The organism is Exiguobacterium sp. s70, assembly GCF_018618315.1.
GTDB lineage: Bacteria > Bacillota > Bacilli > Exiguobacteriales > Exiguobacteriaceae > Exiguobacterium > Exiguobacterium chiriqhucha.
This window is the reverse complement of the sequence record NZ_JACSLV010000004.1, coordinates 64,555-76,687: the sequence shown is the minus strand read 5'-3', so window position 1 is coordinate 76,687 and position 12,133 is coordinate 64,555. Positions and strand designations below refer to the sequence as shown.

12 protein-coding genes are annotated in these 12,133 nt (G+C 54.3%); 3 read left to right on the top strand and 9 right to left on the bottom strand.

Annotated elements, in window-relative coordinates:
- Nucleotides 1-53 precede the first annotated feature (53 nt).
- From KNP84_RS10600 to KNP84_RS10590, 3 genes are read left to right on the top strand one after another with little or no spacing between them, the layout of a single operon-like run.
- Nucleotides 54-1,787, top strand: coding sequence for an ABC transporter ATP-binding protein (locus KNP84_RS10600; RefSeq protein WP_215114764.1), 1,734 nt, complete (start codon nt 54-56; stop codon nt 1,785-1,787).
- Nucleotides 1,784-2,656 carry an NAD(P)-dependent oxidoreductase gene (locus tag KNP84_RS10595; RefSeq protein ID WP_029595365.1) on the top strand — a complete coding sequence of 291 codons (873 nt, stop codon included), beginning with the start codon at nt 1,784-1,786 and terminating at the stop codon, nt 2,654-2,656. The genes KNP84_RS10600 and KNP84_RS10595 overlap by 4 nt, the downstream gene beginning before the upstream one ends.
- A 46-nt stretch (nt 2,657-2,702) precedes the next feature.
- Nucleotides 2,703-2,936: a DUF2188 domain-containing protein gene (locus tag KNP84_RS10590; protein WP_021067563.1), complete on the top strand. Its 234-nt coding sequence runs from the start codon at nt 2,703-2,705 to the stop codon at nt 2,934-2,936.
- 15 nt (nt 2,937-2,951) lie between these two features.
- Here KNP84_RS10590 and KNP84_RS10585 read toward each other — a convergent pair whose 3' ends face one another.
- The 9 genes from KNP84_RS10585 to KNP84_RS10545 all read right to left on the bottom strand — a co-directional run bounded on the left by KNP84_RS10585 (nt 2,952) and on the right by KNP84_RS10545 (nt 12,091).
- Nucleotides 2,952-3,602 carry a DUF975 family protein gene (locus KNP84_RS10585; protein ID WP_215114763.1) on the bottom strand — a complete coding sequence of 217 codons (651 nt, stop codon included), beginning with the start codon at nt 3,600-3,602 and terminating at the stop codon, nt 2,952-2,954.
- Nucleotides 3,603-3,661: 59 nt separating this feature from the next.
- Nucleotides 3,662-4,324, bottom strand: a complete 663-nt coding sequence (locus KNP84_RS10580; protein ID WP_021067565.1) for a copper homeostasis protein CutC — start codon at nt 4,322-4,324, stop codon at nt 3,662-3,664.
- A 14-nt stretch (nt 4,325-4,338) separates the two neighbouring features.
- Nucleotides 4,339-5,109 carry a DeoR/GlpR family DNA-binding transcription regulator gene (locus KNP84_RS10575; RefSeq protein WP_021067566.1) on the bottom strand — a complete coding sequence of 257 codons (771 nt, stop codon included), beginning with the start codon at nt 5,107-5,109 and terminating at the stop codon, nt 4,339-4,341.
- Nucleotides 5,110-5,351: 242 nt separating this feature from the next.
- On the bottom strand, nt 5,352-5,966 hold the full coding sequence (gene plsY / locus KNP84_RS10570) for a glycerol-3-phosphate 1-O-acyltransferase PlsY (protein ID WP_215114762.1): 615 nt from the start codon (nt 5,964-5,966) through the stop codon (nt 5,352-5,354).
- Between the two features lie 11 nt (nt 5,967-5,977).
- Nucleotides 5,978-6,892, bottom strand: a complete 915-nt coding sequence (locus KNP84_RS10565; protein ID WP_215114761.1) for a M15 family metallopeptidase — start codon at nt 6,890-6,892, stop codon at nt 5,978-5,980.
- A 75-nt stretch (nt 6,893-6,967) separates the two neighbouring features.
- Complete coding sequence (locus tag KNP84_RS10560) at nt 6,968-7,387, bottom strand: acyl-CoA thioesterase (protein ID WP_021067569.1); 420 nt, start codon at nt 7,385-7,387, stop codon at nt 6,968-6,970.
- A gap of 30 nt (nt 7,388-7,417) precedes the next feature.
- Nucleotides 7,418-9,679, bottom strand: a complete 2,262-nt coding sequence (locus tag KNP84_RS10555; protein ID WP_215114760.1) for an AAA family ATPase — start codon at nt 9,677-9,679, stop codon at nt 7,418-7,420.
- 57 nt (nt 9,680-9,736) lie between these two features.
- Nucleotides 9,737-10,420: a hypothetical protein gene (locus tag KNP84_RS10550; RefSeq protein ID WP_029595361.1), complete on the bottom strand. Its 684-nt coding sequence runs from the start codon at nt 10,418-10,420 to the stop codon at nt 9,737-9,739.
- A 102-nt stretch (nt 10,421-10,522) separates the two neighbouring features.
- Nucleotides 10,523-12,091 (bottom strand): BCCT family transporter, encoded by a 1,569-nt coding sequence (locus KNP84_RS10545; RefSeq protein ID WP_214720219.1) that lies wholly within the window; start codon nt 12,089-12,091, stop codon nt 10,523-10,525.
- Nucleotides 12,092-12,133 lie beyond the last annotated feature (42 nt).

Below are 12,133 nucleotides of genomic sequence, written 5' to 3'. Positions count from 1 at the left end.
TCTTGACACTTGTTTTCGAAACAGCGAAAGTTAATAGGAAAGGGGGACGTATCATGGAGTCCACATCTACATGGCAAGCCTTTCTGCGCTTGTTCCGTGTCGCTCAACCACCGAAAGGTCTGTTTATCGGTGCCGTATTGATTTCATTGCTTCAAGCGATGGCTTCACTCGCCATTCCGCTCATCTTGCAACGCGTCGTCGACAATTGGAGCGAGGCCGCGCTCGACGCCCGCCTCGTCGCCATCTTCGTGACGGCGTTTCTCATCCAAGTCGTCTCGAGTGCGATTTCGATTTATTGGCTACATATCGTCGGACAACGGGTCGTCGCCAATTTGCGGACGACGTTATGGGAGCATCTCGTCGCCCTCCCAATCCCGTTCTATGACGGCGTCAAATCAGGGGATCTCGTCTCACGGTTAAATAACGACACGACGACGTTGCAGCAGCTCTTGTCCGAACAGAGCGTCCGTCTCTTGACGTCGTTCGTTTCGGTCATCGGCGCCGTTGGTATCTTGTTCACGCTCGATTGGCAGATGACGCTCGTCATCTTGTTCTCCGTGCCGACGACACTTCTTATCGTCATCCCGCTCGGGCGTAAACTTCGGAAAATCGCCAAGGCGACGCAACATGAGCTCGGTGACTTGTCCGGGTTTTTCGCTGAACTGCTCGGAGAGATCCGGCTCGTCAAATCACAGGCGACCGAATCCGTCGAGGTCGCAGAAGGAAAACGACGCATTGAGCGTCTCTTCGGCCTCGGTGTGCGCGAGGGACGGATTCAAGCGATTTTGATTCCGCTCCTGAACGTCACGTTGACGGCGATGCTGATCGCCATTCTCGGCTTCGGGGCTTATCGCGTCTCGACCGGTGCCTTATCGACCGGTTCGTTGCTCGCGTTCATGCTGTACTTGTTCCAAATCATCACGCCGCTCATCACGATGACGGAGTTTATCACTCGGCTCCAAAAAGCACGCGGGGCCACCGAACGAATCTCGGAACTGCTCGCCATCGAGCCGGAACCGTACACGGATGAACCGTCGACGATTCGACAGTCGTCGCTCTCGTTCGAGGGCCTGACGTTCCGCTATGGCGACCAACCCGTGATTGACGACGTGTCCCTCACTGTCCCGTTCGGTGCCACGACAGCCATCGTCGGACGCAGCGGTGCCGGCAAGACGACACTGTTCGCCCTCGTCGAGCAGTTCTACCTTCCGTCGAGCGGACACATCCATTACGGGGACCGGGACATCTCAACCTACGGCCGCAACGAATGGCGGCAAGTCATCGGCTACGTCGCCCAAGATTCGCCCGTCTTATCCGGGACGGTGCGGCAAAATATCTTATACGGCTTGACCCGGACCGCGACCGAGGATGAGATTCGTCACGCCTGTGATATGGCCAACGCCTGGTCGTTCATCGAGGCGATGCCGGACGGGCTCGATACGGAAATCGGCGAGCGCGGCGTCCGGCTATCTGGTGGACAGCGCCAACGGCTCGCCATCGCTCGGGCGCTGTTACGTGACCCGCAAATCTTATTGCTCGACGAGGCGACATCAAGCCTTGACTCGGAATCCGAGCGTGTCGTCCAAGAAGCACTCGACCGTCTCATGACAGGACGGACGACACTCGTCATCGCCCATCGGCTCTCGACCGTCCAACATGCCGATCAAATCGTCGTGCTCGAGGACGGCGGCATCAGCGGGCTTGGGACACATCAAGAGTTGCTTCGGGAAAACGTACTCTATGAACGACTCGTGAAACAACAACTTTTAGGAGGCAATCAACTATGAAGACAGTCGGATTTATCGGACTCGGTGTGATGGGTCAATCGATGGTCAGAAACTTAATGAAGGCGGGATTCGAAGTCCAAGCGTATACGCGGACGAAAGAGAAAGCGGCTGATTTATTGGCGGAAGGTGTCCGTTGGTGTGATTCGGTCGAAGCCGTCTGTCAAAACGCCGATGCCGTCATCACCATCGTCGGCTATCCGTCTGACGTCGAGAGTCTTTATTTCGGGGACGGTATGATTTTGCAATCGGCTGAACCAGGAACGCTCGTCATTGATATGACGACGTCTTCGCCACTCCTGGCCGAACGGATCGCTGATGCCGCAATCGATCGCAGCTTGCTCCCGCTCGACGCACCGGTCACGGGCGGTGACGTCGGTGCCAAGAACGGGACGTTGTCGATTCTCGTCGGCGGCGGCGAATACGCCTTCACGAAGGCGCGACCGCTGTTCGAGGCGATGGGCCAATCGATTGAACGGATGGGGTATGCCGGAAGCGGCCAATATGGGAAACTCGCCAATCAGATCGCAATCGCCGGCATCATGATGGGCAACGCCGAAATGCTCGCCTTCACGAAACGGGCCGGGCTCAATCCCGATCAATTGCGCCAGACGATTCGGGGCGGTGCCGCGGGCAGCTGGACGCTCGAGAACCTTGTTCCCCGGATGATTGTCGAGGACTATGCTCCTGGTTTCTTCATCAAGCATTTCCTGAAGGACATGAAACTCGCCCTCGAGAGCGCCGAACAGTTGAACATCAAACTGCCGAGCCTCGAGTTGGCGTATAAACTGTACTCCATCCTCGAAGAGAACGGCTACGGCGAGAACGGGACGCAGGCGCTCATCGAATACTACATGCATCAGGACGTTTGAATCGTCCCGCTCGTGGAATTAGTAGTACAGAAGGGAGCGATTACAGATGCCATGGAATATGAAAGACTATCCGGAATCACTGAAGAACTTCGACCCACTCGTCAAAAAGAAAGCCATCGATATCGCCAACGCCTTGCTCGCCCAAGGTTACTCCGATCAAAAGGCGATTCCAATCGCCACGGAACAAGCGAAGAAATGGCATGAACATGCCTCAAAAGAAGAGAAATCTGAGTTTCGTGACGCTCCTGACCCACAAAAGTCGGATCGGCACGGAACATAAAAACAACCGGTCGGCTCATGAGCCGACCGGTTGTTCGTTTGCGTCTGTCGCTGCCTTGATTTCAACATATAACCCGGCGAGCGCCGTGTTGATATAAGGCTGTACGAAGATATAGGCCAATCCGCCCGTGAACAAGACGAGGACATACCAGCCGATGAAACTCGCATACAAGCGCAGCATCGTCCGTTTATGGCCGCGCATGAGACGCCGGCTTTCTCGCATCGCCTGAAACGCAGACAGTTCCGGTTGGTCTCGTAGCACGAACGGGACAATCCGATACGACAAATAGAACCAGACGCCCGGGACGATTAAGAACAACATGAGCACGTTCAACCCGAGATAAAAGACGGCATAATACGTGACCGCCCGGACGTAATCTTTGAGCGAACCGAATGCATCGAACAAGAGCCCGAATGAAGGTTTCTCGGCTTTGGCGATATCGAGGAACACCCAGTTGCGGCCAAGTTCGAGCGGGGCGAGCAAGACGGTCGCACCGTACAGCAGACCGATTGACACGAACAGGATGCTCGGGTCGGTCGATTCCAAATCGAGCTGCGTCGTTATGACCGCCTGAACGAGCATCGTCGCCACGACCGCAAGCAGCGAGATGCCCCAGTTGCCGGACAACATCCGAAGGGCAAATTGTTTATAGACTGATGATTGCATGACTTCACCTACAGTATCGTTTTCTTCATTATAGCAAAAAAACAGTCAGCCGACTGTTTTTAGCGTGCCATCTGTTGTTTGATTGCCTTGAACTTGTGCTCATCCAAGCGGCCCTCGGTCCGTACCCCGCTTCCGACATGGACGAAATCAACGCCTAGCCGGTCGATCAGTTGCGCCACATTGTCGGCCGTGATGCCGGCACCCGGGAGGATGTTCATCTCCGCCACCTCATGCATCGCACTTAATCGGTCTATGCCTTCAAGTGCCGTCGCTTGTCCTCCGGACGTCAAGACGTGGTCAACTTCTGGGAAGTCGTTTAGCACCGTGATTGCGTCCATCAAGTCGACCGCGTCGTCGATGGCCCGATGGAACGTGAGCACCATCTCGCCTTTATGTTTAATCACTTCTCCGAGTAGCGCCTCATCGATACGCCCTTCGCTCGTCAAGGCTCCGAAGACGATGCCATCGGCCCCGAGTTCACGGCAAAGACCGATATCCGCCAAAATCGTCTCTGCATCTTCCTCGTTATAGACGAACGAGTCCGCATGGGGCCGAATCATGACGTGGACAGGAATGGTAGCCTGTTCGAGCACGTTACGAATCGTCCCGAAACTCGGTGTCGTCCCGCCGGCCGGCAAATCGGCAATCAATTCGAGCCGATCCGCCCCGAACCGCTCCGCCGTTTTGGCTTCGGTCAATGTCGTCACAATCACTTCAATCATGAAATCCCTCCTCCTTATGGTGCGAAGCGCCACTCGACCTCATGCTCCGCCAAGGCGCGCTTCCAATCCGTCGGTTCCGGAAAATCAGAGATGATGGTCGTCACCTTTGAAAAGTCGGAGACCCGATAGCGTTTTTGTTGATTGAACTGGGTATGGTCGGCGAGCAAATAACATTGACGCGATTGATCGAGGACCGCCTGCGTCACGGTCGAGAGACCATGGGCATCACACGTCAATCCAAGTGAGGCATCGACGCCCTCGACCGACAGGATGGCCATATCGAACACATACGCCTTCAGTTGCTGCAGGACGTGCTCGCCGACGGTGACGAGATGTTTCGGATCAATCGTCCCACCGAGCAATTGGATATCGCCAGTAAACACGCCCTTGGCCCGCTGCTCAAAGAGCGCCTTGGCGACCATGAGCGACGGAGTGACGACGGTCAAATTTCGTCCGCGAAGTCTGGCCGCGACTTGTTCTGGGGCGACGCCGTGTCCGATATACAGCAACATGTCATCCTCGACGAGCTGAAACGCCGTATAGGCGATGCGACGAATCCCGTCCATGTTCGAGATCATCATCGGTTGGAACGAGACGCTCTGATGGAGCACCGCCCCGCCATACACCCGCTTGATGCGATGCTCTTTCTCAAGCTCTTCTAAGTAGCGGCGAATCGACTCCCCCGAGACGTTCAACCGTTCGATCAACTCGCTCGTCTTCACTTTGCCTTCCCGCTCAATCCATTCAACAATCTTTTGTTTACGTTCTTCTCCAATTAAAGACACTTCCCTGCCTCCTCCGCAAATATCGCTTCCTTTTTCAGTGTAGCGAACGGATGTAAATTTAACGTAAACAGAAAGTAAAGAACGGGCAAATCCAACACTTTTTTCGAACTTTTCGGCAAAAATCAACGGAAATCCACAAAAAGACAGCCTCATCATGAGGGTTGAGGTTTCAACTTCTCATTTTTTACATGAAAAAAAATGACCATCCTTCTCTGTATATCGAGCAGGATGGTCATCGATCGTTACTTTCGCTTTTGGAACAGCGGCACTTTCGGTTCCGTGCCGGAACGGATTCGTTGCCAGTTCGAGCGGTGCTTGATAATGATGAACAAGGCGAGCGGGACGATGACGATGAGCGGCAACCAGTCTTTGGCGATGATGCCATAGGCGACGACGGTCACGAGTCCGACGACAGAGGCGGCCATCGACGAGAGCGACACCATCTTTGAAATAAGCAACGTCACGATGAACGTGCCGACGACGACGACGAAAAACCATGGGAACGCAGCAAGCAGGATCCCCGCGCTCGTCGCCACCGATTTTCCGCCCTTGAATTTGGCGAAGATGGGATAAGAGTGGCCGATGATGGCCGGAATCCCGGCGAGGAGCAGACTCATTTCGCTCCCGAATAGGAGCGGCAATAAAGCCGCGACCAAGCCTTTCCCCATATCCCCTAGTAGGACGATCGTACCCGCTTTCTTCCCAAGCACGCGAAACGTGTTCGTCGTGCCCAAGTTCCCGCTCCCGTGCTCGCGGACATCGACTTTATAGCCGAGCTTACCGACGAGGAGGGCGAACGGGATTGAACCGAGTAGATAGCTGATGATGATAATGATGATTTCTGTCAAATAAGGCATCGCGATTCCCCTTAATTCATGGATTGCTCGAGGTAGCGTTCAAACGGGACGTTCGTCTTATGAACGTTCGTCGCATGCTCCACCCCGATGTAGCGTAAGTGCCACGGTTCAAACATATAACCCGTCTCCGCCTCATAGGCGCGTTGATAGCGGACGATGAACCCATACGTATGGGCATTGTCGGCCAACCACTTGCCTTCTTTCGTCTGTTCAAGGCTCTGTGTCAATTGATACCCGACCGAGGCGCTCGAGACGTCGATGGCGAGTCCCGTCTGATGTTCTGAATGACCCGGCGGTGCCGAATACTTCATCGCTTGTTCTTTTCCGTCTTTGGCGACATAGGCGTTGAACAATTGCACTTGATAGTCGTATGAACGGAACGCGCTCGTCCCTTTCAAATCGATTCCGGCCGCTTTCGCACCGGCCATCAATTTTTCGATTGCCTGTGCCGCTTCCTTACGGAGCATTCTCCGCTCCCCGGACGCCGTGTCGACAAAATCGATATTCGCCGTCACGAGGTCGGTCGGTTTGTAACCGGCCGGCAAGGCGATTTGTTTATTGACGAGGATGAGCGTATCGAGTTTCACGTTCGCCGTCCCGTTTTGTTCGAGCGGCTGGCTCGGCATCTGGGCCGGTTCTTCTACAGGCGGTGCTTCCACAACAGGTGCTTCTTCGGCCTCAGGTTCGTCTGCTGCCGGTTCTTCCGCAGGCTCGTCTTCTGCCGGGGGCTCGGCTTCAGGCGCCGGAGCTTCTTCAACCACTTCGTCTTCTGTATCCTTCGGCGTATCGGCCGGAGTTTCTGTTTGTTGTTCGGTTTCGGCCGGTTTGTTCTCGGCTTCTTCCGTTTTGCTTTGGTCGCTTGTGGTACAGCCCACCAATGTGAGCGTCAAGGCGCAGCATACCATCAACAGAGATGGTTTTCGCATGCGATCTTCCCCTTTCTTTGTACAAAAAATACCGTCAAGATATGATACCATACTGACGGTACAAAAGAACCACTGTTATGTGACGGGACTCATGACACGCATATACATGTCATGCCATTCTGGAAACTCGCGGTCGAGACGGACCGGCTTGAAGTCGCCCTGTTTGACGACGACGTGGGTCGTCTTCGCCGAACCGACGAGATGTCCGTCTTGATCGGTCAACTCATAGCCATAGACGGTCCGGATCTTGGAATAGCTGTCGACCCATACCCGGACGTGGACCGTATCGCCGAACGTGACGCTCTTCTTATAGTCGACCGAGACGTTCGTCACCGGAGAGACGAAGCCCGCCTGTTCCATGTCTTTATATTCGACCCCGAGCTCGCGCAATAATTCAGTACGAGCGATTTCGAGATACACTAAATAGTTCGCATGATAGACGATGCCCATCATGTCGGTCTCTTGGTAGCGGACCGGAATCTGAATCGTATGCATTAAATCGTCCTCGCTTTCAAGGTCATTATATTATAACTTGGTCTTAATATCTACTACTAAAATCTGATTCAAGTCGTCAGTTTCAGCCTGTCCTTCAATCAAACGGTATGACTGTCTCGCGATGGCTTCATCAATCAACGACAGCGCCGTCCGCGCGTTCGGCCGGTCGATACCAGTCAGTCGCTCTTTAAGCGCTTGCTCCACCGTCTCGTCATACGTATAGCCAAATTTCCCGGCATATGTCTTGGCAATCTCGACGAGTTGGTCGGTCGAGTAATCCTCGAACTGGATGGTGCGCTTAATCCGACTACTCAGTCCAGGATTCGACTCGATCAATCGCCGCATCGGCGCCTCATATCCCGCCATGACGACGACGAGGTTGTCCCCGTGCTTCGGCATCTCGTCGACGAGCGTATCGATTGCTTCACGACCGTAATCGTTCGGTCCGCCGTTCAAACTATAAGCCTCGTCAATCAACAACACACCGCCGAGTGCATCGCGGATGGCAGCCTTCGTCTTCTGTGCCGTCTGACCGACATAACCGCTGACGAGATCGGCTCGGCTGACGACTTTTAAGTGTCCGCGTTTCAAGTAACCGGTCTTCTTCAACAGTTGGGCATAAAGGTGAGCGAACGTCGTCTTCCCTGTCCCGCTGTTGCCGACGAGTGCGGCATGAAGTTGGACCGGAGCCGTCTTCAATCCAAGTTCGCGGCGCCGTTTTTGAATCGTGACGAGCGCCTCGATTTCACGCAGTTGCCGTTTCGCCTCTTCCATCCCGACCAAGTCGTCGAGCGTCGGGGCCGACGTGTCCTCGGTCGCATCCATCTCGAAATCGAGCTCCGTCAACAAGGCCATCTCGTCGAGCGGAGCATCGGCACCGAAGCGGGACCCTTTTTTGAACATGGCGTCGAGCAAAATGTTATGCACCGTGCGCGCGTTCCCGAACGTGGCGTCGACCCGTTCCCGGTCAATCCGCGCAATCAAGGCGCGCTTCGCCTCGACCGTCAGGACGTAATTGTTCTCCGCGGCCACTTTCTCGCCGATGGCGACGAGTTCGTCATCACTGTAGTTCGGCAACTCGTAATGGTTTGATTCCGGGAAACGCGAACGTAGTCCCGGATTGGCCAATAGAAAGTGACGCATCTCTTCCGGATAACCGGCGAGGATGACAACGAATTTTCCAGCGTACTCACCACTCGTCATCGCGGCGACGAGCGTATCGATGGCTGCCTGTCCATAGTCACTCCCGCTCGCATCCTGACGTTTGAGCGCATACGCCTCGTCGATGAACAGGACTCCGCCCTCGGCTTCTTTCACTTTGTTCATGACTTGCTCTTCCGTCTGTCCGACGAACGCGCCGACGAGACTCGACCGATCCGCCTCGACGACGTCGGGACGAGCGAGTAGACCGAGCTCAAAATATATCTCGGCCATGAGACGCGCGAGCGTCGTCTTACCGGTGCCTGGGTTTCCCGTGAACACTAGATGGAGCGAAGGTTGGTGTTTGGACGAGAAGCCTGCCTTCTCCCGTTCTTTTTGGAACAAGAGGAAGCGGTACCACGCTTTGACACGTTGCTTCACGTCCGTGAGCCCGATCATCGCCTCGAGTGATTCAATCGCGCTCGACCGAACTTGTTCCGTCTGTTCCGGCAAATGTTCGACGATCATGGCGAGTCGCTGTTTGACGAGCCCGACCCGCTCACCGAAACGGTGGAACGCCTCACGGCTGAAGTAATTGCCTTGCATCGATGCCAAGAGCGAGGCCGTGTCATCTTCGAGTGCGGCCACTTCTTGCATCGCCTCGATGACGACAAGGAATAACCGCTCGAGCTGTCCTTTGAATTCCGAGTCCCGAAGGTCGGATTTGGCACGGTCAATCTCATCGTGTAGCTGTTCGAGTTGCTCGAGCAGTTCCGACGTCTTCGCTTCGTATTCGGTCAAAATTTGGACTTTCATCGACGCGTAATCCGTCTCACGTAATTTCGGCCATTCGACGTGCAAATGTTGTTTATGACGTCGCAACACTTCGTATAATTGACTGACGCGGAGAGCTGGCGGTAATGCGTTGAGCGACTCCAATTCCTTGACCCAACGATGTAATAACGGGTCGATAGTCTGGCGCGCTTCGAACCGTTTCGTTGCGAGGAGCGTCAAGGTGCGAATCAACTCTTGACGGTGGCCGGTCGCGCGCGACCAATGGGCGTAAGACAATAGCGCCGCTTCCTCGATGCGTCCACCCGCTTCCCACGCCGTCAAGTCCGATTGCACTTGATCCAAGGTGATCTGTTTCATAGTATTCTCCTTTTTAGACGACAAAGGAGCCGACGTTTTAGTCTGCTCCTCGCCGGATTATCGTGATTCAAAAGAAGTCATCCGAATCGAATGGAACAACTTCCCGTTGTTTCGTGATTCGGCAGCGAGCAAGATTCGCTCGTTCGCGTCGACGTAATACGTGACCGCTTCTTCATTGTCGTCTTCACTGAATATCGATGGGTACTTTTCGACCCATTCTGCCGGGACAGCTTCAGGTGACTCTTTCTTGACGAACGCTTGCGCGGTCCGTCCGATGATATCGACATCACCTTCGCTCGAACCGAGCGTCCCATCGTCGAGCCATTTACGAATCTGTTCATTCGTCGCGCGCGACAAGAATGGGTGCGGAGCCACGGCACCGGAGCTCGTCTCTTGACTGTTTGTCTCCTCGCCGTCCGGGTTGAACTCACGATAAACGGTTCCGTCCCACTCGGCCCGGGCACCAACGTTAGGGCCCTCCACGACCTCGGACACAAAGTGACCGTCCTCATCGTATGTCACTTCATATTCACGAACTTCCAACGTCTCGCCGTTTTCCGGCAATTTTTTCTCTTCATAGCCGATTACGACGGATGTATAAAACGGTTCGGCCCGGTTGACGCGGCCCTCGTCGTCATTCAAGTTCATGATCGAGTAAAAGTTATAGGCGAGCAGGGCGCCGACAATGAGGATTCCCGCAAAAATCACCCAACTCAATCGCTTTTTAACATGTTGTTTCATAGAATGCCCTCCCAATCTTCTTCACTTACTATCCTACACTAGCGAGAGGGTCCTGCAAAACATTTACAACCAAAAAAGGGCCTCGACCGAGACCCTTTCCTTTTATCCGAGCTTATCTTCTTCTTCCTGCTTATACGCTTCGATATACTTGTCCCGTTCGTCCGGTTCATCAGACAAATCTTTGAACAAGGCGACAATCATCAAAATTAACACGAAGATGAACGGGAAAGCGACCAGGATGGCGACCGCTTGTAGCGCTCCGAGTCCACCGACGTATAAGAGCACGGCGGCAATCGATGACTGAATGAGACCCCAGATGAGCTTGATCCGCATCGGCGGCACAAGTTTTCCGTTCGTCGACAACATGCCGAGCACGTATGTCGCCGAGTCCGCTGACGTGATGAAGAAGACAGAGACTAAGAAAATGGCGACGACACTAAGGATCGTGCCAAAGCCACCAAACGTCTCGAACAAGGCGAACAGACCGACTTCCGTGCCGATTTCGTTGACCGTTGCAATCAAGTTTGCCCCACCGTTCAAATCAGCCCAGATGGCCGCACCGCCAAAGACGGAGAACCAGAGCAGACCGAACGAGGTCGGCACGAGCAAGATGCCGATAATGAATTCACGAATCGTACGTCCTTTTGAGACACGAGCGATGAACGTCCCGACGAACGGGGACCATGAAATCCACCAAGCCCAATAGAAAATCGTCCATCCGTTGATCCATTCGCGTTCCACCGGCTCAAACGCGGCCGTCCGGAAACTCATCGACGGTAACTGTTGCAAATATGTCCCGATCGTCTGCGTGAACAGATCGAGGATGAATGCACTCGGTCCGACCATGAGCGTTGCGATCAAGAGGACGATGGCGAGAAAGATGTTCGTATTACTTAAGATACGAATCCCTTTCTCAAGCCCCGTCGAGGCACTGATCATATAGAGTACCGTCACGACGGCAATGATAATCAATTGGGTCGAGAACGCGTTCGGTACGTTCGGAATCAAGAAGTGAATCCCGCCGGCAATTTGCTGGGCCCCGAAGCCGAGCGAAGTCGCCACACCGAACGCGGTCGCGATGATGGCCAACACATCGACCGTCCGTTTGACCGGTATTTCGTAGCGGTCTTTGACGAGTGAGCCGATGGTCTCCCCGATCGTCGCCGGACGCCCTTTCCGGAACGTTGAGTAAGCGATGGCGAGCGCGATCATCGCGTAAATCGCCCATGGGTGCAAGCCCCAGTGGAAAAACGAGTATTGCATCGCCGTACGGGCATCGCCCTCAGGTGTGCCCGAATCGAATGGCGGCGCGTGAAAATGTGAAAGCGGTTCGGCTGCCCCCCAGAAGACGAGTCCGATCCCCATCCCGGCACTGAACAACATGGCGAACCATGACAGATACCCGAATTCCGGACGATCCGTGTCTTTCCCGAGTCGAATTGACCCGAACCTCGAGAAGATTAAAAAGATGGCGACAAGTAGAATTCCGGTCGCACTGAGTAAATAAAACCAGCCAAAGCCGTTCGAGAGCCAGCCTTGCAGTTTCGTCGTCACATTTAAGAGACTGGCGTTACCGAGGATACTCTCTGGGATGACACCCCAGATCGTGAATAAGACCGTAATGATGGCTGAAACGAGAAAAACGGTCGTTACTTTGCTTTTCCTTTCCATAATCTCACTCCTATTCAATTTTCTTATTTTCATATACGTTTT

Coding starts and splice junctions, on each gene's coding strand:
- KNP84_RS10600 (WP_215114764.1), top strand. CDS start 54: ATGGAGTCCACATCTACATGGCAAGCCTTTCTGCGCTTGTTCCGTGTC.
- KNP84_RS10595 (WP_029595365.1), top strand. CDS start 1,784: ATGAAGACAGTCGGATTTATCGGACTCGGTGTGATGGGTCAATCGATG.
- KNP84_RS10590 (WP_021067563.1), top strand. CDS start 2,703: ATGCCATGGAATATGAAAGACTATCCGGAATCACTGAAGAACTTCGAC.
- KNP84_RS10585 (WP_215114763.1), bottom strand. CDS start 3,602: ATGCAATCATCAGTCTATAAACAATTTGCCCTTCGGATGTTGTCCGGC.
- KNP84_RS10580 (WP_021067565.1), bottom strand. CDS start 4,324: ATGATTGAAGTGATTGTGACGACATTGACCGAAGCCAAAACGGCGGAG.
- plsY (WP_215114762.1), bottom strand. CDS start 5,966: ATGCCTTATTTGACAGAAATCATCATTATCATCATCAGCTATCTACTC.
- KNP84_RS10565 (WP_215114761.1), bottom strand. CDS start 6,892: ATGCGAAAACCATCTCTGTTGATGGTATGCTGCGCCTTGACGCTCACA.
- KNP84_RS10560 (WP_021067569.1), bottom strand. CDS start 7,387: ATGCATACGATTCAGATTCCGGTCCGCTACCAAGAGACCGACATGATG.
- KNP84_RS10555 (WP_215114760.1), bottom strand. CDS start 9,679: ATGAAACAGATCACCTTGGATCAAGTGCAATCGGACTTGACGGCGTGG.
- KNP84_RS10550 (WP_029595361.1), bottom strand. CDS start 10,420: ATGAAACAACATGTTAAAAAGCGATTGAGTTGGGTGATTTTTGCGGGA.
- KNP84_RS10545 (WP_214720219.1), bottom strand. CDS start 12,091: ATGGAAAGGAAAAGCAAAGTAACGACCGTTTTTCTCGTTTCAGCCATC.